Origin of the sequence: Salinigranum marinum, from assembly GCF_024228675.1 — an archaeon.
Taxonomy (GTDB): Archaea; Halobacteriota; Halobacteria; order Halobacteriales; family Haloferacaceae; genus Salinigranum; species Salinigranum marinum.
This window is the reverse complement of sequence record NZ_CP100461.1, coordinates 1,468,899-1,493,413: the sequence shown is the minus strand read 5'-3', so window position 1 is coordinate 1,493,413 and position 24,515 is coordinate 1,468,899. Positions and strand designations below refer to the sequence as shown.

General features: G+C 56.4%; 19 protein-coding genes and 1 pseudogene. 7 read left to right on the top strand and 13 right to left on the bottom strand.

The window, feature by feature from the left end; all coding sequences use genetic code 11:
* Nucleotides 1-662 precede the first annotated feature (662 nt).
* On the bottom strand, nt 663-2,633 hold the full coding sequence (locus NKJ07_RS07280; RefSeq protein WP_318569923.1) for a hypothetical protein: 1,971 nt from the start codon (nt 2,631-2,633) through the stop codon (nt 663-665).
* 53 nt (nt 2,634-2,686) lie between these two features.
* Nucleotides 2,687-2,968, bottom strand: coding sequence for a hypothetical protein (locus tag NKJ07_RS07275; RefSeq protein ID WP_318569922.1), 282 nt, complete (start codon nt 2,966-2,968; stop codon nt 2,687-2,689).
* A 1,072-nt stretch (nt 2,969-4,040) separates the two neighbouring features.
* Here NKJ07_RS07275 and NKJ07_RS07270 point away from each other — a divergent pair.
* Nucleotides 4,041-5,138, top strand: a complete 1,098-nt coding sequence (locus NKJ07_RS07270) for a tyrosine-type recombinase/integrase (protein WP_318569921.1) — start codon at nt 4,041-4,043, stop codon at nt 5,136-5,138.
* A 153-nt stretch (nt 5,139-5,291) separates the two neighbouring features.
* On the opposite strand, the gene NKJ07_RS07265 is transcribed toward NKJ07_RS07270, so the two are convergent.
* Both NKJ07_RS07265 and NKJ07_RS07260 read right to left on the bottom strand, forming a co-directional pair.
* Nucleotides 5,292-6,395 carry a hypothetical protein gene (locus NKJ07_RS07265; RefSeq protein WP_318569920.1) on the bottom strand — a complete coding sequence of 368 codons (1,104 nt, stop codon included), beginning with the start codon at nt 6,393-6,395 and terminating at the stop codon, nt 5,292-5,294.
* 59 nt (nt 6,396-6,454) lie between these two features.
* Nucleotides 6,455-7,120 carry a hypothetical protein gene (locus NKJ07_RS07260; protein ID WP_318569919.1) on the bottom strand — a complete coding sequence of 222 codons (666 nt, stop codon included), beginning with the start codon at nt 7,118-7,120 and terminating at the stop codon, nt 6,455-6,457.
* Between the two features lie 761 nt (nt 7,121-7,881).
* On the opposite strand from NKJ07_RS07260, the pseudogene NKJ07_RS07255 reads away from it, so the two are divergent.
* Nucleotides 7,882-8,875: pseudogene (locus NKJ07_RS07255) on the top strand (IS630 family transposase).
* 174 nt (nt 8,876-9,049) lie between these two features.
* Here the strand turns inward: NKJ07_RS07255 and NKJ07_RS07250 are convergent.
* Nucleotides 9,050-10,771, bottom strand: coding sequence for a hypothetical protein (locus NKJ07_RS07250; RefSeq protein ID WP_318569918.1), 1,722 nt, complete (start codon nt 10,769-10,771; stop codon nt 9,050-9,052).
* A gap of 83 nt (nt 10,772-10,854) precedes the next feature.
* Here NKJ07_RS07250 and NKJ07_RS07245 point away from each other — a divergent pair, with 83 nt between their 5' ends.
* Together NKJ07_RS07245 and NKJ07_RS07240 are read left to right on the top strand one after the other, a co-directional pair.
* Nucleotides 10,855-11,847 carry a transposase gene (locus NKJ07_RS07245; RefSeq protein ID WP_318569917.1) on the top strand — a complete coding sequence of 331 codons (993 nt, stop codon included), beginning with the start codon at nt 10,855-10,857 and terminating at the stop codon, nt 11,845-11,847.
* A 557-nt stretch (nt 11,848-12,404) separates the two neighbouring features.
* Nucleotides 12,405-12,914, top strand: a complete 510-nt coding sequence (locus tag NKJ07_RS07240) for a hypothetical protein (protein WP_318569916.1) — start codon at nt 12,405-12,407, stop codon at nt 12,912-12,914.
* Between the two features lie 176 nt (nt 12,915-13,090).
* Here the strand turns inward: NKJ07_RS07240 and NKJ07_RS07235 are convergent, their stop codons facing one another.
* The 4 genes from NKJ07_RS07235 to NKJ07_RS07220 form a co-directional block, all read right to left on the bottom strand.
* Nucleotides 13,091-13,834, bottom strand: a complete 744-nt coding sequence (locus NKJ07_RS07235; RefSeq protein WP_318569915.1) for a hypothetical protein — start codon at nt 13,832-13,834, stop codon at nt 13,091-13,093.
* A gap of 215 nt (nt 13,835-14,049) precedes the next feature.
* Nucleotides 14,050-14,286, bottom strand: coding sequence for a hypothetical protein (locus NKJ07_RS07230; protein ID WP_318569914.1), 237 nt, complete (start codon nt 14,284-14,286; stop codon nt 14,050-14,052).
* A 52-nt stretch (nt 14,287-14,338) separates the two neighbouring features.
* On the bottom strand, nt 14,339-14,641 hold the full coding sequence (locus tag NKJ07_RS07225) for a hypothetical protein (protein ID WP_318569913.1): 303 nt from the start codon (nt 14,639-14,641) through the stop codon (nt 14,339-14,341).
* 4 nt (nt 14,642-14,645) lie between these two features.
* Nucleotides 14,646-15,203: a hypothetical protein gene (locus tag NKJ07_RS07220; protein ID WP_318569912.1), complete on the bottom strand. Its 558-nt coding sequence runs from the start codon at nt 15,201-15,203 to the stop codon at nt 14,646-14,648.
* A 404-nt stretch (nt 15,204-15,607) separates the two neighbouring features.
* On the opposite strand from NKJ07_RS07220, the gene NKJ07_RS07215 reads away from it, so the two are divergent.
* The gene (locus NKJ07_RS07215; RefSeq protein ID WP_318569911.1) at nt 15,608-16,282 is read left to right on the top strand and encodes a site-specific integrase; all 675 of its coding nucleotides are present in this window, start codon (nt 15,608-15,610) and stop codon (nt 16,280-16,282) included.
* Nucleotides 16,283-16,508: 226 nt separating this feature from the next.
* On the opposite strand, the gene rdfA is transcribed toward NKJ07_RS07215, so the two are convergent.
* A complete protein-coding gene (gene rdfA, locus NKJ07_RS07210) occupies nt 16,509-17,126 on the bottom strand; it encodes a rod-determining factor RdfA (protein WP_318569910.1) in 618 nt (205 codons plus the stop codon).
* A 136-nt stretch (nt 17,127-17,262) separates the two neighbouring features.
* Nucleotides 17,263-17,550, bottom strand: a complete 288-nt coding sequence (locus NKJ07_RS07205) for a hypothetical protein (protein ID WP_318569909.1) — start codon at nt 17,548-17,550, stop codon at nt 17,263-17,265.
* A gap of 117 nt (nt 17,551-17,667) precedes the next feature.
* Between NKJ07_RS07205 and NKJ07_RS07200 the strand changes: the two genes are divergently transcribed.
* Together NKJ07_RS07200 and NKJ07_RS07195 are read left to right on the top strand one after the other, a co-directional pair.
* Nucleotides 17,668-18,909, top strand: coding sequence for an AAA family ATPase (locus NKJ07_RS07200; RefSeq protein WP_318569908.1), 1,242 nt, complete (start codon nt 17,668-17,670; stop codon nt 18,907-18,909).
* On the top strand, nt 18,909-20,684 hold the full coding sequence (locus tag NKJ07_RS07195) for a 5-methylcytosine restriction system specificity protein McrC (protein ID WP_318569907.1): 1,776 nt from the start codon (nt 18,909-18,911) through the stop codon (nt 20,682-20,684). Before NKJ07_RS07200 ends, NKJ07_RS07195 begins: the two co-directional genes overlap by 1 nt.
* 51 nt (nt 20,685-20,735) lie before the next feature.
* Here the strand turns inward: NKJ07_RS07195 and NKJ07_RS07190 are convergent, their stop codons facing one another.
* Together NKJ07_RS07190 and NKJ07_RS07185 are read right to left on the bottom strand one after the other, a co-directional pair.
* Complete coding sequence (locus NKJ07_RS07190; protein ID WP_318569906.1) at nt 20,736-21,122, bottom strand: DUF8076 family protein; 387 nt, start codon at nt 21,120-21,122, stop codon at nt 20,736-20,738.
* A 2-nt stretch (nt 21,123-21,124) separates the two neighbouring features.
* Nucleotides 21,125-24,385 carry a DUF499 domain-containing protein gene (locus NKJ07_RS07185; RefSeq protein WP_425504747.1) on the bottom strand — a complete coding sequence of 1,087 codons (3,261 nt, stop codon included), beginning with the start codon at nt 24,383-24,385 and terminating at the stop codon, nt 21,125-21,127.
* Nucleotides 24,386-24,515: the final 130 nt, after the last annotated feature.

Below are 24,515 nucleotides of genomic sequence, written 5' to 3'. Positions count from 1 at the left end.
CCTGCGGTAGGATATTTATTGAGAATATGTCAATATGGTGGGTGAGCCTTATCAATAGAGGGTGAAAGATATGGTATCGTGAGAAGTGAGGACTCGGGTCATTCTGATGAAAATGGTGAGAATAGATACTCTATTTCAGATTTCACCGATGCCCTTAGAACAGTATCAGCGCGTGTCTCCGGTCCATTACGTCTGATCGATTACCAGGAACACCGTGACGAACACCACCCCTCTGCATGGACAATCGTCTCGAGAGTCGGGTGGTCTACAGCATGTGATCGCGCTGGAGTCGAGTCACCTCGATCGAGATCGGAAAAAGAATTTACAGAGACAGATTGCGTTCGGGCAATAGCGACGGCCCTCGTTAAGCGAGGAACACTCATCAGTAGTTCAGAGTACGAACAGTGGTCGCGTGGTCGTGAGGATGTACCGTCATTGCGGACAGTGAAAAAGCGTACTGGGGGATGGTCGACCGCGTTAGAAGTTGCTCAAGAACTCACAGGAGTCGATTAGCTGGGACGGACAGCGGACCAGTGACCAGCCTAACCAGAATCGCGGCGTCGACCGGGCGGGACGGCTTGGCGGTCGCTCCCGCTGGTCGCGCTGCGCCAGCTCGTCCTGCCGGGTCGGCGCTGCTCAGTCGTACGCAGCCTACCGCTGTCTCAGTCCGCAGCTGGATGCTTCATACACTCACGCCGTCTATCGTTGTAATCCTCGACAGTGAGGACGGAGTCCGCACTCTCCGGGTCGTGGAGGCCATACTCTTCAACGAGGTGTCGAGCCATCCACTCCGGCTGGTAGGTCGCCACGTCGCAGTTTCCACAGCGGAACATCTCACCACTCTTCAGGTCATACTGAAGGCGTGTCTCCTGGAGGAGATGGCGAACGGGAAGGTGAAGCGTTACCATGTCGACGCCACCGCCGGATGGCTCGTGCTCCTGTCCATCGCGATCGACGATCGCCTCTAACTGCCAGTCGTTCAGAGGAGCAGGTCGGTGGAACGACTCGGATGTAGGTTCTTGCCCGTCGAGTACCTCGGTGACGATCTGAGCGTGAGCCGGGTCGATTTGCAACTCTCCCAAGAGACGAGGGACTGACGGAGTGGTCTCGGTATGTTGGTGAAGCCAGGAAGACACGTCACTCCGGATACGGGCGCGGACAGTCGACTCACCGAGAGACGCCGCCTCAGTCGCGGATGGCCAGCGTTGAGAGAGTGAGAGCTGATCGTCGAGATCGTCGTCTGCATCGAGAGCTTCGGAGAGTTCGTCATCGGACACGGGTTCGGAAAGACGAGATTGGTCGATGTTCCATCCCGAATCACAGCAGGAGCAGACGACATCGAGGCCGTGGCCGTCGTTCCACTTGACGCGGTCACCGTGGTCGTCGGTCTGTTGAGTCTCTGGGTGTTCGGCGCGCTGCTGACAGGCGTCGGCTTGAATCGCCATCGTGAGCACTCTCGATCGGGAGGTGCGTCGACGAGCAGCTGACCAGTAGACCGCGCCCCAGGCGAGGTACTCGATGGGTTTCTCCAGGAGTTCCTCGGTGTAGCCTCCCATGTAGGTGGCGAGATACGAACCCATGTTCGAAACGTCGGCGTTCAGGGAGATGCAACCGTCCGAGTCCTCTACGTAGTCGTCGATAGCAGTGTAGTCGTGCGCGTCGAACGAGGCATACTCGCAGACATCTACGTGTTTGTCGATGACTCTCTCCAACTCGGCTCCGACGGCGTGCAGATCGAGGCCGTCGGCGTCGAAGTAGATCCCGATGTGAAGGTGTGTGTAGCAGGCGTTCAGTCCCGGTTCGTCGTCTGAGGCCGCGTCGCCCATGCCGTGCGGTTCCGTTTGGAGCCAGTAGCCCCACTCCTCAGAGTCGAGGCCGAGGTGATACTCCATCGTGTTCCGAAGGGTATCACGGACGCCATCGTACGAGAAGGAGTCGTGTAGCGCATCGAAGTGTTCGACAGGTGAGAGGCGGGTGTCAGATGGGACCGAAGAGCCGGTGAGAGTGAGCATCCCTGTAGCGGGATTTGACCACGCAGCGACTGCCTCACCGCCGGAAGGGCGATGGCCGCCAGCCATCTGTCGCTGGAGCGCCATCGCGCGGGCGTAGGATTTCCGTGCGTACTCCTCTCCCCAAGCGTCGACGAGAGGGATCTCGAACGTGTCTCCGTCGTTGTTCGAGAACCGGGCCAAGAGGCCTTTGTACCGGGTGTGAGCCGTGAGGAACGCCGAAAGGGCGTCAGCCCAGGTGGCCGCTTGCCGGCGTTCGAGTTCTGTCACTTTGAAGGTGTTCTCAGTCGGATGATCCGGCTCCACCCACTCGTCCCGCCAGTCGGCTTCAGTAACGATCCGACGGAGTTTGCGCCCGTGGGTACGTGAGAGAGGGAGGTCGGCCAGCTCAGGATACTCTGTGATGAACTCGATGACTCGCTCGTGAACGAGTTCTTCGTAGTCAGTTGATTCGGCGTCGTCGGGGTTTACAGAGTTAGTCTCCTTGGAAGGCCGAGAGGCCGATCGGTTGCTCGGTGTGTCGACGACACCAGGAGCGTGTGTCTCGTCGCTACTCATGATGGCCACCGAGACGAGAGAGGACGACCGACTCACAATCTCCACAGAGAAGGAGGAGATCGTCACCAACGTCCACGAGACGAACCTCTGCAATAGTCCACCCGCAGGCGTCACAGCAGTTAGTCACTGAAGCCACCACCCGTCACGAGAGGCTCATCCTGGAGGTGATGACGACCGTGGGTATCGGGATCTACCGCCGAAAGGTTCGAGGGAAGATTGAGCCACGGAATCGAAATCTCGTGATGGACGTGCCACCCGGGAGGGAGATTGTCGAATCCGTGTTCAGCGACGAACAACAATCGATGGATGTAGACCGTCGAGTCGTCTCCGTTCGCCCGACACCGGACATACTCGTAGCCTTCACCAGTGTGTTGGAGAGTGAGGAGGCTGTCGTCGTTCATCGAGACCTCCGTTCCCATCGCCGTTGGCGAAGATATTCGTCGAGGACCGCGAGCGAGAGGATGACCCCGTAGAGAAGCGAGAGAGTGACAAGAGCGAAGACGAGGACGCTCACGTCTGTCCACCTCCCACCGTTGAATCCCTCGCGCCGACGGTACGGCTTACCGGGCGTGTGGCCTCCCTTCGGTCGGCCATTCCGGGCCGAGTCCGTTGCGTCGCCACTCGGTCATGCTGGCGCGACCGCGTTTCACGGGGGGAGGGAGGGGAAGGGCAGATGTAGCCAGCCAGGTCAGCAGCCGCGAGCCGATGAAGCCAGAGCAGCGAGGTGAGTCGATGATCGACGCGCTCGCGATCGAGATCGGGGACGCGGAAACACGAGTTGCACTCGTGATACTTAGCGCGCGGTTCGGAGTGAGGAACGAGACACCACTCTTTGCAGCTCCCGCAGCGATACTCGATGTGATGACCTGGAACGGCGTTCAATCCAGGTCACCTCCGTTTGCGAGCAAAATCGACGGACGGCGAAGGGACGCGAGTTGTGACGGAGTTGTATTGTTTGAGCGCGGTTCGCCGAAAAATTCGCATCGCCCGAAATCCGGCGAATAGACGGCTCTCCCAGGTGTTTCATTTTTGCGCCGAATCGAGCCGTGAAAAGATGGGCGCTGCAGGCACGATATCGGGGATTGGTTAGGCCGCGTGTCTGCCCAATTACCTTTATCCGAGAGGAAAAATACCCGTCACAAGCCGTGACGAAACCGTTTGTCGCGTCACATGTTTCTATTATCTCATACCACTTAAAATTCTGCCCGTCCTGCTGGTCAGCCGGATCGAGACCGATGCCAATTCGCAGCTGGTTACTCCGTTGCAAATAGCCGAAATCATCCGGACAGTAATGCGGATTTGCCGGCGTTGAGGTTCCTACCTGCTGAGATCACCGATCCCAGCCTCGGCGCAGAACCATTTATATGAGGACTGGATACCGGGGGGCTGGAGGTTGAAGATGAACGGCAAACACAACCCGCCACGGCACGAATCGACGCAGAACAACCGCGATGATACTGGAGGTGCTCGCGAATGAGCATCGACAGCCCGCACGGCAGCCGCGACAGCGATCTCATCCCGCTCACGTGGGACAGTGCGCTTGAGAAGCACGCCGATATTCAGCGCGCCAACAACCGCCGCCGGGCTACTATCGAGTCTCACCAGTACCGTCTCAGTCTCTTCATCGAGTGGCTCACGCCAAAGGCTCTTCTCGAGCCCGAAGAAGACGAGGGGCCTCGCATCTGCAAGACCACCGAACTCAAGCGTCACCACATTCAGGACTACAAGCTCAAGCGGAGCAACGAGGTTGCCAAAACGACGCTCAAAACCCAGATGGACACGATTCGCGTGTTCTTCCGGAACCTCGAATCGTATGGCGCACTCCCGGACGGGATGCACCAGTTTGCGGAGTCACCGAACCTCGAGGATGGGGAGGGACAACGGTCGCAACACCTCCCGACTGAACGCGGCAATCAGATCCGTGACCACCTTCGCAAGTACGCGTGGGCCAGTGAGCGCCACATCTTCCACGAGGTAATCTGGTCGACGGGGATGCGCATCGGTGCTGCCCACGGTATCGACGTCGATGACATCGACTTCGACGAGAACCTCATCCGGCTTCGCCACCGTCCCGATCAGGGCACCACACTCAAGAACGGCAAAGTCGGCGAGCGCACGGTCACTATCCACGGAACTGTCGTCGACGCCATCGAGGACTTCCTTGAGCGGCCTGATCGCCCGGACAACGTCGAAGACGAGTATGGTCGGACGCCGCTCTTCTGCAACGAAGACGGCACGGGACGGCGGCACAAGCAGTATCTCCGCGATCTCTGCTACTCGGTCACGCGTCCATGCCTGACCGAAGACGGCTGTCCCTGCGAAGATCGCGACCCTAAAACGTGCTCGGCTGCGCAGTCGAAGAGCAAGGCGTACGGTTGCCCGGCCAGCATGGCCCCCCACGCTCTCCGCTCGGGTGCGTTGACGCGTATGATGGAGAACGACATCCCACCGTGGGCCATCAGTCGCCGGGTCGACTGCAGCGAGAAGGTGCTGGAGGAACACTACGTCGAACTCGACGAAGACGAGAAGGCCGAGGTCTTACGCGACTACTTCGAGGACGACTACGAGTAGTTACACCATCACGCTGGTTGGTTGTTCGATTAACGCTATCACTGGCGAGTACTCCTGTTGTCTCCTGATTATTTTCGTCGCTTACTACAACTACTCCTCGCGGTCTGTGACGGCTACTAACTCTTGGACAATATGAACAAGATAAAAGTCTGGTTAATTTGAATATATAGTGTTTGGATCTGGCATATCTGGAATGTACGTGTTGCCATATCCAACATAGTACGGGTATTCATCGGTTCCGTATCCATCAAACTCTGGGCTAAGGGGTGTTGCTTCTCTCACTTCTTCTATTTCATTATCGTGTATTCCAATGACTCCGACACATTCGCCGATGTCGCCCGTACTGGTTATGATCTTCTTTGCCCGTCCGCTGACCGATGCAGGAACTGCAAGATATATCCGATCGAGAACACTTGATTCTTTGTACTTCTCCAGTTGTTCTCGCAACCTATCTGTGTTCTTCAGCCCTTCTTCTGTTTTAGCTTCAACACCGATGACTTCTCCATCTGTCTGAAGCGCCTCTGTTGCCGTTTCAGCAGATTCAAAAGTGACTAAATCGATATTTAAAGACTTAGAACCGTAGCCGGAATTTGGATTCGGAATCGCTCCTTCCACTAGTCCACCAAATTCCCGCCATAACCGATAATGAAGCCAAACCTCGTTTTGTAACGTGTTCGGAACGCCTGTTCTTGGGATCCTTTCAGCTTCCCGAATTACTGTTGGTTCTTGTCCCAACTCTGACGCGAGAATAGATTCACACATTTCATTGATTTTTGTCCGGTGCTCATCTTGACGTCTAACATCTATTGGGACGTGTATTATACCGAGTTCGTCAACCAGCGATTGAAAATTCCAATCCCCGTTCACCCACTCTTCAACTAATTCAATCGCTGGTTTGTCAACATCCGGTGAGGCAAGTTCGATACCGAGGTCTACGCAGTCTCTTGGGATTCCAAGTTTCCAATCAATAAAAGCCTCTCCGTTTGTGTCTTCAAATAGGTCAATTAAATACTCAACATTATTAGAGACAAAATAGACTCTGTCAAGGTATTCACTTTCCATGTACCTTTTAAGCTGTTTTAATATGGATGGGGAGGTTTTAGGACAGCCTTTGGTTTCAAATCCAATATAATCCTCCTCTGGAGTCTTTGCTACCAAATCGATCTTTCCCTCCTTCAGTTCCACCTCTGGCCAAACTTTGTATCCCTGTTCTTCCTCAAGCCACATCCACAGGCGATTTCGGACTTCTCCTTCCACCCAAGCTGGCATACCGATGATATTTCATAATTCTATATTATTTAATCCCACGACTGAGTTCAAGAGACATCGCTTTCACTCCATGAGCTGCGAGTGGCTGGCAGGACGAGTCGAAGGCCAACGCCACACTCCTCGGCCAGCTCGCGCAACTTTCGCTCGGCCTCGGCATCCGACTCTCGACGAAGTAGATTGTAGTTGGCGAAAACTACACACCGACGATCAATGCCATCGGGCAACTCTCCCAGCCGCTCAATGTCGTCTGCGATGTCCCGATACTTACTGGCGTCGTCATCCGTTCGGTACCGAAGATAGTTGGTATTCTTGACGTACTTGAATTCGGCTGCTCCGATCAAGTCTGTCGGAGCGAATTCCTGTGTGCCGCCGATGACGGTTATTCGCAGGCCGTCGGCAAACACTCCCAAGTCGAGTCGCTCGCGGCCTCCGAATGGGAAGTCGACGCCCCCCACCTCACATTGTACGCGGTCGATTTCAGTAACGTCCCGATACCGGGCGGTGTATGCCTCGTGATCGGGTATGTCGCCGCTGGCGCGGGAGGATTCTTCGACGATGACTGTCCCGACTGATGCTGGTGTCATTACCGAACACACCCGTCGCCGAACATCCTCTGCGAGTGCCCGTTCGTCGCTGTAGTTGGCCGGGTTCCGCATGAATGACTCTGCCGTCGTTTCGATGGCGAGGTCAAGTGCCTCCCGTGTTTGGGTCATATTGGTCGTGGTATAGCCGACTGCTAAAATCCATCCTATCAATAATACTGCACGATTACTACTCTCTGTTGTGCTACGACTTATCGATACTTTTGATTATTTGATTAGTCAAATGTTCCATATTTTCGTATGCTGAAGTGGACGGCAGATGTTGGCGAAGAGGACGACCTCAGGTCGTACTGCTCTATCCTGCTGGTGAGACCCGAGACGCGTGGAAACCGCACGTCGACCTGCTGGCAGACGACTTCCGCGTCGTCTCCATCAACCTGCCAGCGCATGGTAACCGTCCCAACGCTGACTTCAACTTCGGGCGTGCAGTCGACGACGTCAGCGACATTCTCGACGAGGTGGGAAGTACACCTCGTCTGTCACTTGATGCGTGGATACGTCGTGATCAGAGCGGCCGCGGCGTACGAGACACGCACCGATGGGCTGGTGCTGGCCGGTTCTGCCCACAACTGACGCTCGCCGGGGATGCTCGTGTTCGGTTCCCTCTTTTGCCACCTTTTGTACATGTGTCAGGCACTCTTGTACTCCGAGCGGTTTGAGCGTGCGATTGATCACAACGAGGAGGTTGCCCAGCCTCCTGCAGATGAAGGCGTCCACAGTACCCTTCGAGGAAGGGCAAAATCGATGCTAGAGAGCACCTATCGCCGGACGCGGCTGCACGTTGAGGCGTACGACGAGTCGAGCTCATCGTTCATGGCAACGACGAATATAGTAAGCGTTAGAACTTTCTACCCAAGCACTAGTGGTTATTCATGGATCATCCCGACGAGATTTCTGTCGAGGAACTTCAACGCGCACTCAACAACGTTGAGGGAAACAAGCCGACACAGCGGCTGACTGCGGCGATAGCGTACAAAAACGGCGTCACACAAACTGAACTTGCTGAGTGGTACGGTGTGGGGAGACGAACGATCTACAGCTGGCTCAAGCGGCTCGAAACAGAGCCGCTTGAGCAGGCTGTTCAGGACGACCACCGGTCAGGAAGACCGCGTAAACTCACCGAAGAACAACAAAAAGAGTTGGAACAAACGCTCCAGCAGCCACCTACCGAAGCAGGAATTGACGCGCCGGCGTGGACGCCGGCGCTTCTCGACGAATTTCTCCAAGAAACGTTCGACGTTGACTACTCAATCCCCAGTTGTCGGCGGTTGATGAAAGAAGCGGGATTGAGTTATCAGAAGCCTCGTCGAACAGCCGCCGAAGCTGAGCCTGACGACCGAGACGAGTTCTATAAAAAACTCAAAAAAAAAAGCGACGAGAGATGGACGCCACGGTAGTCTGTATCGACCAAACCAAGAAATCTGTACGAACTGAGCCGCGTGGTTTCCGCGCGGCACGCGGCCGTCGGTCGAACTCTCTGGCCAACGTGATTGGACGTGCGTGCTTGGCGCGATCACCGAGAACGGTGATCGCTTCTTCTCCCGATTCGAGGAGTACGTGACCGCCGAACACGCGAAGCATTTCATTCTCGCACTGTGTGAAGAATTCCAAGGAAATCTAATCGTTGTCCTCGATGGTGCGCCATACTTCCGGGCGTCGGCCGTCACGGACTTGACGGCCCGTGACGACCTTGCCCTCGTGAGATTGCCGGCGTATTCACCTGAATTGAACCCAGTTGAAGAGTGCTGGAGACAACTGAAAGAAGCTCTCGGCAACCGATTCTTTGATTCTCTCGACGAGCTTACCGCTGCGATCGACAAAGCACTCGACCGTGTCTCTGTTTCAAATATGAGCAACTATTTTTGATTGTCACTATACAACGCCGAGCACACTGAGCAAATAGCGGGACGCGTAGATGCCGAGCTCCGGTGGCTGCAGGAAGGGTATTTAGCACCGATGCACGAGCCAGATGCCTTCACGCGGCTGTTGGAAAAGTTCCTCGCCGAAGTGTGCGAGTGCAAATAATTCTACGTATTGAATCTACTCACCGTTGTTGAGTCTCTCAACGTCAGGAATAGAGTCGATATGAGACTCACTCTGGTTAACATCCACAGCAAGCGACACGGTTTCGAGATCGCGAACGAGGCGCTTGAACAAACGGACGGACTGGCTCCGACATAGGTTATATCGGTGGCGTCGGATTCGCGGATCTGTTCTGAACTGTTCTCCACTGTTGAGCTCCTCTGAGAGAGGAGCCAATCTCCAGTACTCGACAAGCCCCTCCGCCAACCGGGCTTCCTGTACCGGTGCCTGTGACGGGAAGAGTTTGATGTCGAGCTTGATCGGCCCCTCAGTGATGTCGTGAGTCACTTCCCACGTGTCAGAGACTCCTTGTTCCTGAAACCCAATCTGGTACCGAGGCGTTCCATTTCTTGTGATTGTGAATGATTTGACCACGATTCGATCGCACGACTCAAAGTCTCTGACTGACTCGTATAGGGCACCTTCTTGATTTACCCACTTTGCTACCTGTTCCTCCACCAAGCGAATGTCATCGGTATCACCGCACCAGTCGGCAAGCGTATTGTGGACTTTCTCGGGAATCTCAGTATCTGAACCTGAAGTTGTATCCGCAAAACTGGAGTCATTCTCGTCATTCTGAGGCAGGCCGTGGACGAACAGGTGTTTGCCATCGAACCTAGTTGGTTCGATGTCGAATGCATACTCGGTTCCTCGATGTGGTTGTATTTTTAATGACACAGCCAATCCCTCTTGCAACTCGAACTGTTCATCCGGGTCATCATACTCCTGCTCACTGAACGGGATAGTTTGATAGTCCACTGTCTGCAGACGCCCGTATCCCTCCTTCTCGTCGAACGAGAGGACGATGCCTTCCGTCTCCCCGTCTCGTGTACCTGTTGTCGCTGCTGTAGATACCTCCTCCACGGCGGCGAGATACTCGTCTGGGAGTTCTTCGGGAACTCTGTCAGTGAGATCCCACGATGACGTTTCGGGGTGGTGCCCCGAAACCTCATTACAGAACCAGACAACGTCGGCATAGACAAGCAGTGCGTCCCTTACGTTCTTTTCTTGAAATTCTCCGTTATCGACGGCTACCCAGTCAACTCCTTTCGGTGAGATATTGAACAGTTGTGTAAACCCATCTCCCGGGCAGACGGTAAACACCCAGTCACACGGATGATCAATCCAGCGGAGGTCAGTAGCCGTCCACTTGCGACCGCCTGTACTGAACGAATACACGGGATTTCCGCTACCCGACATCCGGGCCTCCTTAACGTTAATCGGGAGATCCCAAGCGAGGTGTCTGATCGATTTTATCGTACCTGCTTGATTAGCAGCTCCGTCAAGAAACTCGGCTGTCTCTTTATTGCTGTAGTTGGGGTTAGTACTCCACTTCCTCAGGGCACCGTGGATGTCCTTCGGCACATCGACACTCAGGGAGTCATTAGAGAGGAACTCCTCAAGCTTGTCTTTCTCCCTTCGATTAAGCGAACTGGAATTAAGCTGGCTTTTCGTAATATCAGCCACCTCAGCGGTCTTCCCGCTTCCTCCAGTATAGATATGCCCTTGCTCCCAAAGCGGTTTAATCAACTGCCAACTGACACTGTCGCTGTCTGTGTACCCTAAGTCACGTAGAAAGGACTCTGCGGCCGGAGTTGCCTGTAGAGTAATAAACGAACCATCGATGTTGCTATTGAGATATATGCCGGATCCATCTGTGTAGTCGTGAATGACTGGCACTATCCTCTCAAATTTGGCCACCCTATATAGAGGGTGTCATAGAACGGTTACCACACCAAAGAGCAGGGTGAACGCTGAGGTGGATGAGTTCAGCGACCCTGCAGGATGATCCTTCGGTAGAATCGTTCTTCAATGTCGCGGAGACCGAGACACTGGCGCTGTTTGAACACCTTTCCTTCGAGTTTCTCGAAGAGTTCGACGTGTTCGCCCCGGCGGAGACGGGGCGAACACGAGAGCACGAACCACCAGAGTTGATGCGTGGTTTCCTCCATTGCTACTACCACGACATCTACGGGATTCGTCCCGTTGAACGAGAGCTTCGGAACACGGTCGTTTGGCTGAGCTGTGGCTTCGATCGACCGCCGTCGAGAGACGCGGTCGATCGGTTTCTCACCGACCTCGAACACGTCGTTGACGAGGTCTTTAACCGACTCGTCGAGCAGGCCGCCCGCCGCGGCCTGCTCGACTTGACCTACTGTATCGATTCAACTGACGTGAGGGCGATGCCTGCCGATCAGGACGCGTCAAAGTGCTATGATCCAACCGACGACGAGTACTACTACGGCTACGGCTGTACGATCGTCTCGACCGGGCAAAAGATCCCGATTGCAGCCGAGTTCACCGAGAGCAAACAAGCGCCAGAGGAGACGGCGATGCGCGTCACGCGTGACGCGCTCGCCGTCGCCAAGCCGATCTGGATGGTCGGTGACAGCGCCTACGACACGCTTGACTGGCACGACCACCTGCTGGCCGCAGGGGTCGTGCCAGTCGCTCCGTACAACGCGCGAAACACCGACGAGCCGAAAGATATCGAGTACAGGGTCGAAGACCGCATCGAACAACACAGTGAGGACGTTCAGTTGAAGCAGTCCACGTTGGATGAGACGTACAATCGCCGCACAGGAGTTGAACGAACCAACGAATCAGTGAAGGACTGCGGCCTCGGGCGAACGCACGCCCGAGGCCGCGTCCACGCACGAGCGCAGGTGTTTCTTGCGCTGTGTCTTCGCCTCGTCGTCGCAATCACCAACTACGAACGCGGAGACAATCCGGGTAGCACCGTGATCACGGTGTGAGAACTCTTCTATGACACCCTCTATATAGCTTTTAACCCGAGGGAACCAAACCTATCTTCTATTTTAATCCTCGCTGTACTACACTTTCTCTAATGCTTGATTTCGTCTCCCCGAGACAATTCTAATTAGTAAAATACCCCAGTGTATTTCGATGATTAGCCAAAGGCTCTGTCCCCACTAAACGGTCTCAAGAGAATTCTACCCTTGGTTCGCGTGATGAATCAAATACCCACAAAGCGTGGATTCCGATGCAAATTCGGCCTTCGGCGGCGACGAGGAACCCCCTACAGTTCCAGTGGAGCAGTGAACCGATGTTATTTGTCGGGATTGATATCTATGATCCCGAGAGATACGGGGCACGGTCACCTTTTCAAAGAGTACCTTGCTCGGCATTGAGGCCATGCGGCCCGGGAGTATTACCGGCGAGACTCCCCCTCTATATGTTGACGGCGCACCGGTCGGCTTCAAATAGAGTTGAAATTTGAAATAGAAATTGAATTCGGAGGAGGAATCTAATTTTTTGTAAGATATTTTATGTTATGGGGCCAGAGGTACGAGTGAAGGTGACGAACGAAACAGACCTTGCCGATCGAGATCTGCGAGTGCTCGAACTCGTGGAACAGTTTCCTCGGCCGACCGTGACGACGATTCGAGAGGCTCTCTACTGGGCCTCGAAGAACCAGCACATCCACTATAGGCTGGACAAGCTCGAAGAGCGTGGCCTCGTCGAGACATGGACGGACGAGGAGACACAGACGCGTGGCCCCTTGGATCCACGCAGAGCGACCAACACCGATGCGGGTGAGGCCCTACTCGCCGACGTGGAGCGTGACGAGAGCTCGAAGGATATTGAAGAGCGGCTTGACAGAGTCGAACAACGATTGGAGCGGTTTGAGGAGACGTACGGGAAAGTAAAGAAACGAATCGTTGAGGCAGAGCAGCAGCTTGACGAACACGATGAGGAGATACGCGAGGTGCGGGAAAATCTCGGGCGTGTGAAGCAGCTGATGGAGAACGACCCGATGCCAACGATGAGTGTTGAAGAATTTGACTTCGACCGCGACTAATTTGGTTGCTCTTTCTCCGGGTTCACGCGTCGAGCCTCTCGCGTGCCTCGGCAAGCGTGTCTTACTGCCGAGTCTGGCGACCCAATTTGTCGGTGTGTGGCTCTTGTGGTCTTCAGCTGCCGTCCGTTATTTTCGGATTCGTGGCAACCGCGTACTGGGTTTAATGCGTCTTAAGATCACACGCGGTCTCGGCGAGCTTCGATTTCGTCGTAGAGGCCTTCCGTAACGTCCAGAGTCCAGACTCGGACGTATTCACGCATCGTGCCATCCATTACATCGTCGACGACATCGAGACCGTCCACGACTTCGTTCGCCACTCCAAAGTCGAAGTTGAGCGCGTCCTCAACAGACTGTATCTGCATCGTCTCTCGCGTTTCTTCGCTTAGCTCGCCGAGGATGTCGTCCAGCATCTCCTCGTCGTAGTCAACCTCCTCCGTGGGGAGTTTCTCGTGGATGGCTTCGGTGTCGATCCCGGCGATAAGTTGGTTGACCTGTTCGATGTCAGGATTGGGCTCGTCGCGCTGTTTGGCGGTGCTTTGGAGAATGGAAAGGAGTTCCGTGGGTGACGAGTCGTCGCCTTGTTCGGTGATGATGACGAGGCCATTGGCGATGTTGGCGAGATTGTTCATCCGTTCTTGGGCCTCCGGCGGTACGCCATCGGGTGCCCTCCCGGCGTGTTCCTTGATTTCTTCGGAGAGTGGTTCCAGTTCCGAGCGAAGTGTCTCGGTGTTCGTCTCTGTTTGAAACTCGGTGACCCGTCGTCCGAGGTGTTCGACGCGTGCGATGAGGCCAAGGCTGTCGCCGAACCACTCCTTGACAGTCTGTTTGCGGTCAAGTCGGTATCGGTAGCGTTGGACGAGGATCCCACCAGTCGCACCGATGACGATGCCGCTGGCGACTCCAAGTGGTGTGTCGACCATCTACCCATCTCCCTCGTGGGAATTCATACGATGTCTTGACTTTTTTGCTAGTTAACTGTTCGAGGTGACGAAGGCTCTCTTCGAGAGGCAAAAGAGGACGAATTTCGCGTGCTGCGATTCGACGGGGCCAAGCACGATCAATTGTCGGGGCCGCATCCGGGGTGAGTACTCTTCATCTCGTATGGGCGTGCGTGGTCACGACATGACTACGAGAGTTACCGGCCGGAGAACCAGACGAGATAGCCGATGACTGTCGCAATACCTGAGGGGATGGCAAGGAGTAGAGCGATACCAAGCGAATTGGAGAGAGCAATCTCAGCCGAGTGGAATGGAGCGGAGATGGTACTGGCTTCAGCGGTCGCGTTCAGAAGGAGCATTCCGGTGTACACGATGATGCTGACAACAAGGAGGGTGAGGAAGACCGAGGGCAAATCAGGTGCTTGCTCTGGCATAGATACTACGTGTGAATATGTTGAACGACGGTCTCTGTTGTGATAGGGCAGGTCATTTATCACCTACAGTGGCGCTCAATCGTCGATTGGAGGATTGGAGAGATGTGATCTTGAGGAGGCGAACAACCTCGACTGAACCGATACGTATTGATGTTTGATCACGGAACGCGGTAAGCTTCTCATCCCACGGGCCAAGATCGGAGATTGTGATGACACCGAGATGGGCTGGTGATTTGACATCGATGATGGCCTCGTTGTCGGTGCGGTGGCGGACGTGGCCGGTAACTTCCCACGTTCCTTGACTGGCGTGTGCGAGAAGGAGTTCGACGTAGTCGTCCTTGTCCACGACGTTCATGTCTTCACTCGCCCTCCTGCGGTTCGCCGAGTTCTTCGAGTTGCTGGTGTCCGAAGTCGGTGAGTTCATACTTGTAGTAGGGGTTCGCCACGTCGTCGACGCGTTCGCGGTCGACAAGCATGCGTTCCCAGAGCTGCGTCAGCGCTGGATAAACACTGGAGTCAGAGACACCCGTGACCTTCTCTTTGACCTCGCTCCCGGGGATCTTCCCGCTCTCCCCGAGTTCAGCGAGTTTTTGAAGGACGCGGTGGTGGCTAGTGTTCGGCTTGATTGTACCTTTCTTTCGTTTCTCCTCCTTCCGAGCCTCGCGTTCTTCGGTGGTTTGTTCCTTCGATGATGATTCATCGGTGATGCTCGTCTCGGCTTCACTTTTGCTCTCTTCCTCCTCCGTGAACGCTGAAGTGGGCACTTGGACGCTACCCCCGGTACCTTCCTTGTCGGGGGTGTTGATTTGGATGGTGATGGACGAAATGTCCTCCACGTCATCGTATTGGTCTAAGATGCGACGGGCGTGTGCAGCGGGATTTTTGCCCGAGATATCTAATTTAACGAGTTCCGCCATGTTTTGGGCCACGTGCCGCACGTGTATAAAGTTGTGGGTAATTGAGGGCGTTTTTGCCAAGTGAATTGCTTAGCCTGCACGTTCCAGCAAGAGCTATCTATCCGAGAATACGGCCTTGAGTGCGTTATCGCATTTGTGTAGGCCGAAATTGCTGAATATCTGGTTTGAGCTGAATCGCAACCGATACTTCCTCGGCGTAGGGTCGAATCACACCGTGTGTTAATTGTCCCTCATCGACTGGGCAGCTCGGACAAGCAGGAGAGTTTCGCTGAAGTGTGTGTCCGGGATTCCGGTGAACGAGGACAAAACCACCCCGCCGACCGCTGCTCACCACCCTCTATCTGGGGAGCACTTACCCAAAACGTCCTCCTTTTGCATAACGCGGACACCCCGCGTTCGACAACATGCGAATGAAACCCTACGAGAACCGAGAGGGGAAACGCGTCTGGCTCTCGACCGACGAGATTGAGCAGGTCATCGACGAGGCAAAAGACACCGAACAGCACATCGCACTCTCCCTCGCAGCGAGGTGTGGCCTCCGTCGAAAGGAGATCGTCCAGATTACGCCGGCGGACTTGGTCACCTCGGAGAAGGAGAACTACCACCTCCGCGTCTGGGAGGATGTGGCGAAGAAGGGCCACTACCGCGAACCGCCGGTTCCCGACCTGTTGGCGGACAAGATGGAGACGATGGCCGATCTCACTGCGATGGATAGAGACGACCCGTTCGTCTCGGTCTCCGACCGGACGGTGTATCGGTGGCTCAACAGGGCGACCGACCGCATCGAGGAGCGGACGCAGGACGAGGGTTGGTCTCGCGTCGATGTCCATGACCTCCGCCGTTCGTGGGCCACCCACATCCTCGGCGAGGGGGTTCTTCCCTCGGTCGTGATGTCGTGGGGTGGGTGGCACGACTGGGACACGTTCAGGAAGCACTATTTGGGCGAGTTCAGTCCCGAGGTGCTCGACAGGGAGCGTCAGAAGGTGGACTACCTCGCTGACGGTGATGCGCTCGAAGCCGACTCGGCGGGGAGCGTGATGCCTCCCTCATCGTCCTCAATTCAGCACGCTAACCGCTAACGGGCGAAAATACCCCCGGGGCAGCCTTTTTCGCCCGGGTGTTCTATTATACGCGTGCCCCGAAAGGGGCAATCGCGACTGCCACTTCGGTGGTGGATTCAGGGAGAGTCACTGCCCGGTTATGGGTGGTTACTCCACTTTTGTGTCCCGGTATTTCTCTCATCAAGAATGGCTAAACTAGAACTGTGAAGCACGCAGAATCGCAAACATCTTTCTCCGGATATGTTCACTCACTCTCAGTCAAATCGGAGGAACTACCAATACAATGACATTTGGGGTTGCGCATAAAGTGAACGATATTGTGTGAGCGGCCGCAGTCACTGCACCGAATCTTAACTGAGACGATAACATCTGGTTCGCTGATTGCAACACGACCGTATTTACTGAGCCGACTTATTTCGCCTGAAACAACAATTTTTATTCGACCTATGAATTTCTCAATGTCGACAAGACCTTTACTGAGATCTGGGGTATAGTTGCGGCTCGTATCTACTCCGAGACACTTATTCAGATGATGATATACGGCCTTGTGGGATACGAAATCGTCTTCCACCTCCTCAACATCAACACCCGCTAGACGAAGTCTTCGGCGGGCATCATTGCGTGATGTTTCAGCTACGTCATCGTCGGTCAGTAGTCGATAGTAGTTCCTTTCGGCACCGTCGATTACAGACATCCCCTCGGAGAACATTGCCCTTCTGAGCAACCAATGGTTAATATATGACGCTAGTCTTCGCCCTCCTGCACCATCTTCTGTTCGGCGTGTCAATATTCTATCATCGAGATCCAATAACGCATATTTGTCACTGACACGATCAACCTTGCATCCGCCGCTTTTCGGCATTACTCACAGCTAACAACACCCAATGATATATCCAGAGGTGTTGACGCGGTTATTGCAGTGATTTGTTGATGAACTGAACACATCCTCAGGGGTCGGAGAGTCCCCCAGTCGGATAGGCTCAGGCTATAGAACCCTGCTATGAGTCTGCAGAATATTCATCCTCTATATCATCGGCTTCGTAGTTCGCCTCCTGTACGATTTCACAGTAACCTGTAAACGAGTCTCCGCCGACATCTAGTCGCCCAGACCGATACCAGTCATGGGCTTCGCTGATCATCACGTGAGCCGCTCGCTCGTGTGGAACTTCAGAATCATCGTTCGCTTGTGTGAGTCCGTATCTGTTGAGCAGGGCTGCAAACTCTTTCATAAATACGAGCATCTTTACGTCCTCTTCTGTGGGTTCGATGTCCGGGATATCGCTCATATTCCGTCTCCGAGAAAGCCAGTCTTGTCTTAAATGGGTGTGTGCGCAGGCTGCGTGTAGGTTGAAGAAACAATTGGAGGCACGCTTTTATCAAGCTACCATGAAATCAAACAAGAAATGAATGGTTCCGCGGGAAACTACACGGTAGAGGACGCGAAGGAGAATCTCGACGTCCTCCGTGCCGTCCCGGACAAGGTGGTCGAAGCTGTCGAAGATGCCAACGGCAGCGACGTTCTCGAGTTTCTCATCCGCGAACAGGGATTGGACAAGTACCACGAGGGCGACCAAGGTGTCGGGATCATCAGACAGGCCGTTCTCAAATCACCCCACGCGTCCCAAGGACTGAAGCGAACGGTCAGCACTCGAGGTGACGACACTCCGGAGCGCATATTGGTTCCCGATGACGTAGAACGAAACGCTCGAACCGCCCTTCGCACGGGGAAACCAGTCGTTCTCTACGGCCCAACAGGCACCGGGAAAACCACCTTTGCGAAGCAGCTCGCCCTCCAACACTGTGTCGGCTACTCGCTCCACACCGCAACGCCATCGTGGACAGCCAAGGACATCATCGGCGGGATTGGCCCGAAGCTCACGGGTTCCACCGGTGTTCGCTCGCTAGGCTATCAGACGGAGCTTGGTGCCGTCTCGGAGGGCGTCAAACGGGCTCGCGATTTCGAAATCCCCTACGCCGTGATACTGGACGAGATCACGCGAGCAGACATCTCACAGATCTTCGGGCCGCTCTACACTGCCATCGAGAACCGCAACCAGACACTCATCGAGACCGACGACGGAGAGACCATCGAGCTGGACGAGCGGGTGAGCATCATCTGCACGATGAACATGTCCGACCGGACGGTCAACGAACTGGATAACGCCATCACACGTCGGTTCGCGATGGTCGAACTCGACGAGTACGAGGACGAAGACCGACGGTCGCTGTTCGAGGGGTGGATCGACGACTACCTCGGCGACATTCCTCTACTCGACAACGGAGAGCTACTTGACCTCTTCGAGGCGGACTTCGACGGCATCAATCACGGCTCGGAGAAAGCATCGCGTGGCCCAATCATGCGATTCGGCCCGATGCACTACCGTGACGTCACAATCTTCCTCCACGAGGCGCTCCAAGATGAGAGCCTGTACATGGACGAGCCCGAGGAGGCAGTTGGGCAGGCATTTCGTACGTTCATCGTGCCGCGCCTCTTGAACTCGGCGGCATTCCCCCAGATCGAGCAAATCGAGGAACACTACCGAGCACTGAACAAGTCCTTTGAGCGGTTCGAACTCGGGCCGGCGGCGGAACTCGCCAGCCGAGAGTTGGAGGCCGAACAACGGCAGATGGGCTCGTACCAGTAATGAGTACCGCCGAGCCTGTCGAATCGTACGAGTACGAACCCGGCACGTTCAGCATCCCGGAGCGTGGCCAGATTCGGATCGAGAACTGCCCTCCCACGATCGGCGAGCAACTTCGCCGAGCGTCGTTCGAGCAGGAAGCCGACAACATCTACGTCAAGACTCAGAAGTCGCTCGACGACAGCGACGATGAGTACCGGGTTGTCCGAATCCGGCTCGACGGACGCGTGATGCACGTCACGGCTCGGGACAACGTCGGAATCGTCAGCCTAACGCCGAGGTCGAAGCTCCGAATCGAACCGAAGATCGACTGGGACTACATCTTCGACATGCTGCTCGCCGTGCACGGCCGAAAGCGATCGGTCGAGTATCACGGCATCCCACTGTCCGAGTTCCGCACGGAGGACGTCGACCTCGAAGACGTCTTCCTGATTCTGGCCATCAACTACCTCAACGGACTCGAATCGATTCACCGTAACGGATTCGTCCGGCGGCTGGAGACGCGTCGGGCAGATCTCGAACAGCCTCGCGGTGTTATCGACGTCGAGCAGTCACTCATCAATCAGGCCGAGGGCCGGGCGCAGCAACACTGCATCCTGAAAGAGGTGGAATACGATAACGCTGCGAACTCCCTGCTCCACTACGCCGGTACACACCTCCTCCGGTTGTTCAGCCAGTACGAGGACGAGTACGATCACCAAGCGTACTACCACATCTTCTCGCAGGTGCATCAGGAGGTTCGACACTTGGAGAAGTTGGACGTGGGTAGCGGTCGACGCCGGATCCCCGAGTACCAACGGTTCTCACTTCATGACCTCCCGAAACAGCGCCACTACTACCAGCAGGCCATCGAGGTCTCGAAGGCGATCGTGGCATCGTCTCTGGGGACACCCGCGATGCACGGAGACCGCGAACTCGTCGTGGACTACGTGCTGAACATGGAGTCGCTGTTCGAGCAGTACTCGCAGGTCGCAATCGAGGTCGAACTGGACGCGATTAAGGGGTACGACTGGCTCGACCAGACGGAGAACGTCTCCGCCGTGCGCTCACCGACGGTGAAACCATTCGAGGACGAGGCGCAGGTGTACCACCAGCCGGATCACGCTGTCGAGGAAGGCGACGATACGTTAGCTGTCCTCGACTCGAAGTACTATGCCGAGGGCAAGGATCCAGTGAAGAGTGGGGGCTCCCGGTCACGGCTCTTCAGCTACGCGTACCTGCTCACAACGGATCGGATGGGGTTCCTGACGCCACTCAACGAACCACGCACCCGTGCTATTGCACAGACTGGTGCTGAGCTGCAGGTCATCTCGCCCGACAGCCAGTATTTCTCACTGGGGGAGTATCACGAGGGCATTCAGCAGTACCTGCACGACGTTCTCGCGAGACACTATCCAGCTCTGGATGTCTACAGGGCCGTCAGGGAACACGCCCTCTGTCTCGACCAGCACGACATCTCTGACCTGAAGCGGCTAACTGAACCAGATGGCCCGTTCGACTTCAGCAACGTCCACGAGTTCTCTCTTCGGGTGGTGAACGCGGCCGCAGATACATTGTCGTTTCAACATAAATCACGATCTGACCTCGAGCATGAGGGTCAGTGGACTCGAAAACAAATCGAGACCCATTGTGGGAAGCGGTCGCCTGACTCGACCACTTGTGTACCTGTTTTCCGACGAGACGAACGTGAGGGCCGAATCGACCTGTACTTCGTAACGCGTGACGAGGTCGGAAGCCCCACGCAAGTCTCTATGGTCGGTGACTTCCGGCTACTATGATTCAGTTCGTAACCACATCTCGGTGAAACGCGGCTAAAGGGTACGTATGTCTCAAAACGGTGAAGTAAGCCAACCGCTGCTTCGGCGGTCTATTTGTGGGCCGAAGACCCGACTCAGTCGGAAGAGATCTCCTCCAGCCTGTAGCTCGAAGTCACGCTGTCGGCGCTGAAACGACCCCTTTACAGCGAACTGGATGGTCGGCAGCGGGTGCCTCGTTTCGAGACTGTTCGCGCTCCGATTCATCAACCGCGAGAGTTCGTTCACCGCCTCTTCGTCCTCGAACACTGCTCCGAGACCGACGACACACACCTCGTCTGGCACGTCGTTCTCCCGGAGCATCTCCTCGAATTCCTCGATTGGGACTCGGTGGTCGAAGAGGTCGTACTCGTCCTCGACGACGATGTTGTACTCGCCGGGTAGTTGGCCGGGGTCTGGCATTGTTACTCGAAGTTGATCTCCACGGAGAGACTCGACGCTTCGTCGGGCATCTCCTCGAACAGTTTTCGAACCTTCGTGAAGTCCTCGCCCGACTCGAGCGTCAGCTTCGTCATCGTCTCTTTGACGCGTGCGGTTCCTTGAAGCGGGCCGGGAATCCCCATTCGGTTGTTCAGTTTGAATCTGACCTCTCCATACGTGACCTCGCCAGAGTCCTCCTCGCTACGCCACTTTCGACGCAGCTCGGCCACGTCGTCGCCGTTGAACACGAACCGCCAGCCACCGCTCGGAACACGGAACTGGTAGCCGGGTGACCAACGCGTCGGGTCGCCCGAGCCGTCGGAGGCGATGACGTACTCTGGCTCGGCGTCTCGTCCGAGGTGTTGGAGGAGGAACGTCTGGACAGCGTTTTCTGTGACGGTTGCATCGAACCGGTCGGTCACGCTCCCGACGGTGAACTCCTCGCCGCCATCGAGTCCGCTGATGTACTCGATAATCTTCTCGCCGACGTCATCGGGCACGACGGGGACGAGGGTCACGTCGGTCGGGTCTCGGTCGTCGAGTGAGTCGAAGTACTCGCGGTCGATGTCGATGACGTAGTCGTCGACGAGGAAGTCGTTCACCGCCTCGCGGAACGAGCGAGCGGTGTCGTCCGCCGAGAGGTACACTGTGTCGTCGCGGCGGATATCCTCAAGGATTCGGCGAGTGTTCGCGCGACCGCTCGACTCCAACGCGTCGCGGATTCGACCTCGCACTTCGGGGGTGCCGATTCGCTCGGCGTCAGAGGTGTCACGGATTGTTGCGTCGGATTGTGCCTTCGTGACGATGTCCGTGCCGCTGTAGAGGACGTACTTGTCGTCCTGACCGAGGATGCCGACGGCGGTCATCACCGTGTCGTGGCTGTCTCCTTCGAGCCAGACCTCGGTGTCTTCGAGAAGTTCGAGTTCGAAGTTTCCGACGTCGATGGACTTCTCGCCGCTCCCGAACCGGCGTCGGAGTTCGTCGACCACGTCGTCGACAGTCCATCGCTGGACGTCGCGCTCGTGGAGGATCGTCGTGTCGAGGGAGCTGCCCTTCAGCGACTCCGAGAACCCGTTCGAGCCGTGGGTGATGACCGGCTTGTCGGCGAGGGCCTCGACAGCTGCGTCCAGTACATCGCCGGGACTACCGGGGATCGGGTAGGTCGGTTGGCGGAGGAACTGCTCGTAGACGTCCTCGATACTGGCCTCGCCTCGTCGGTCGAGGAGGTCTTCGACGATTTCCCAGACGAACCGCTGGAGGTCGATTCCCTCGGCGTAGACGCTGGCGGCGATGCCGTCTGCGTTCAACGGCTCACCGTCGGAGACGAACACGTCGAGATCCATCTCGGCGGCGAACTCGAAGTCGGTGAGGAGGTCGTCGCCGTCGATAATCTCACCGTATGCGAGTTCGACCCGGTCGCGGAGTTCACGCCGCTCGTCCTCGCGCTGGCGTTCGACCGAGGAGCGAATCTCGTCGTCGAGGGATTCGTCTCTGAGGACGAGTTTGGCCCCCTCGATGTAGCGGGCTTTCTCGATGAAGCCCGTGCCGGACTCGATTGCCTTGTCACCCTTCGTCTGGACGAACACCAGCGTGTTGCGCCATTCACGGCCGGGCGTACCGCTGGCGTTCTTGATGACGGTCTCGATGTCCTCCTGCGTCCACTTGTCGGCCTTGACGACGACTTTGATGTCGCGGCTGTCGGGTACCTGCTTCAGGTCGCCCTCGGTGAAGCCGGCGGGGTACGCGTTCCGCCCGAACACCTCGGTGACCGTCTCGGCGATCTGTTCGAGTGCGACCTGCTCGTCGACCTCGCTGGCCTTGTTCTGGATGAGCGCGTTGGGGTTCTGGCGGTCGCGGATGGCGTACTTGCCGTTGAGCTTGTGGAGGTACCACGCGACGCCGTAGAGCTGTTCGAGGTTGAGGACGATGTCCGAGACGAGATTGCCCGTCTCGTAGGAGCCCATCACGATCTCGGCCTTGCCCGCGCCCTCGCCCTCGTCTGGCTTCAGGCTGTAGAGGAGGATCGTGTTGAGGATGCGCCGGCCGTAGGGGATCTTGTCCGGGTCGACACGGTTCTCGATGTCCTCGATGCAGACGTTCGGCCGGTCGAAGTTGATTCGCGAGAGTTCGTCCTCGAAGATGACCGCGTCGATGTCGCCGTGGGTGACGAGGTCGGTCTCCTCGATGAGCAGCGCAGCGTCCGCGTCGTCCGGGTCGGCCTCAGGATCTGCAGCGGTCGTGAGGATCTTCGAGAAGAGATAGATCATCCCGCGGGTGTTCTGGTTGCCCTCGTCGGCGTAGTAGCGGGTTTCGAGGGCCTGCAGGAGCACGGGGTGAAAGGGGTACGACTCGCGCATGTCCCGTGCGAGGTCGCTCGGGATGTCTGAGTCCGGGACATGGTCGTTGTCCGCGTACGCGTCCACGTAGCCGTCGACGATCTCGGCGACAGCGGCCTCGTCGATGTCGTCGATGAGCCGGTGGCGAAGCACCTCGCGCTTGCTCACCTTGCTGTTCATATTGACCTCGGACGCGTTCTCCCGTTCGAGGATGTTGTGAACCTCCGAGCCCTTGCGGAGGACGGAGACGAACGCGAAGAGGTCGGAGTTGTCGTCGTCCGCGGCTTCGAGGAGCGCCTGTAGGAAGCCACGGTTCATCTTCTTCCGGTCGCCGGTGAGCGGCTCGAACCAGTCCTCCAGTTCGTCGACGAGGTAGGCGACGGCTCGGTCGCCGACGGCGTCAAGGATGGTCTGGCGGTCGGGATAGCCACCGCTCTCGTACGTGCCGGGGTCGTAGTCGAGGGCGTCGAAGAAGGGTTCCCAGAGATAGTCCGGCTGGTAGTCCTGCAGGGAGACGGTGATCGCCTGTGAGTTGTCGTCGTCGGGTAACGCGTCCCCGAAGCCGTCGACGTGCCGGTCGGCGAACTCGCCCGCGGCAGTCGGCGAGGCGAAGCAGTGGTACATAGCGACCATCTGGTGCGACTTCCCGGAGCCGTACGGCCCGTAGAGGATGTGGCTCCCGTAGTTGGCGTCGCCGTTGAGGGTGTCCCGGAGGTCGACGAACGCCTCGCGGAGCCCTTGGGTCATCAGGGTGCGGTCGAAGAAGGTCGACGCGTCGGCCTCGAACTCGTCCTCGTTGTCGACGTTGTAGAGCTTGACTTGGCCGTCGATCTGGCCTTCCTCGCGGAGTTCACGGCTTATCGTGACCGTGTCCGCGATAGTTCGTGAGAGAGACTCCGTGCTGGCCATGTTATCAAGAGTGGTGTATGTGTATCGCTTAAATACTGTGGTCAAATTATCAACTTCGCCCGACACACTTGGCCACAAGACGAATCAGGCAGGGTAGTCGGTGATGACCTCTCGTTGGAAACCACACAAA

Bases quoted from the DNA above. Each gene is read 5' to 3' on its own strand.
- NKJ07_RS07235 (WP_318569915.1), bottom strand. From the start codon at position 13,834: ATGGTCGACACACCACTTGGAGTCGCCAGCGGCATCGTCATCGGTGCG.
- NKJ07_RS07190 (WP_318569906.1), bottom strand. From the start codon at position 21,122: ATGCCAGACCCCGGCCAACTACCCGGCGAGTACAACATCGTCGTCGAG.
- NKJ07_RS07245 (WP_318569917.1), top strand. From the start codon at position 10,855: ATGAGTTCAGCGACCCTGCAGGATGATCCTTCGGTAGAATCGTTCTTC.
- NKJ07_RS07275 (WP_318569922.1), bottom strand. From the start codon at position 2,968: ATGAACGACGACAGCCTCCTCACTCTCCAACACACTGGTGAAGGCTAC.
- NKJ07_RS07205 (WP_318569909.1), bottom strand. From the start codon at position 17,550: ATGAGCGATATCCCGGACATCGAACCCACAGAAGAGGACGTAAAGATG.
- NKJ07_RS07200 (WP_318569908.1), top strand. From the start codon at position 17,668: ATGAATGGTTCCGCGGGAAACTACACGGTAGAGGACGCGAAGGAGAAT.
- NKJ07_RS07270 (WP_318569921.1), top strand. From the start codon at position 4,041: ATGAGCATCGACAGCCCGCACGGCAGCCGCGACAGCGATCTCATCCCG.
- NKJ07_RS07260 (WP_318569919.1), bottom strand. From the start codon at position 7,120: ATGACCCAAACACGGGAGGCACTTGACCTCGCCATCGAAACGACGGCA.
- NKJ07_RS07225 (WP_318569913.1), bottom strand. From the start codon at position 14,641: ATGAACGTCGTGGACAAGGACGACTACGTCGAACTCCTTCTCGCACAC.
- rdfA (WP_318569910.1), bottom strand. From the start codon at position 17,126: ATGCCGAAAAGCGGCGGATGCAAGGTTGATCGTGTCAGTGACAAATAT.
- NKJ07_RS07195 (WP_318569907.1), top strand. From the start codon at position 18,909: ATGAGTACCGCCGAGCCTGTCGAATCGTACGAGTACGAACCCGGCACG.
- NKJ07_RS07185 (WP_425504747.1), bottom strand. From the start codon at position 24,385: ATGGCCAGCACGGAGTCTCTCTCACGAACTATCGCGGACACGGTCACG.
- NKJ07_RS07220 (WP_318569912.1), bottom strand. From the start codon at position 15,203: ATGGCGGAACTCGTTAAATTAGATATCTCGGGCAAAAATCCCGCTGCA.
- NKJ07_RS07230 (WP_318569914.1), bottom strand. From the start codon at position 14,286: ATGCCAGAGCAAGCACCTGATTTGCCCTCGGTCTTCCTCACCCTCCTT.
- NKJ07_RS07215 (WP_318569911.1), top strand. From the start codon at position 15,608: ATGCGAATGAAACCCTACGAGAACCGAGAGGGGAAACGCGTCTGGCTC.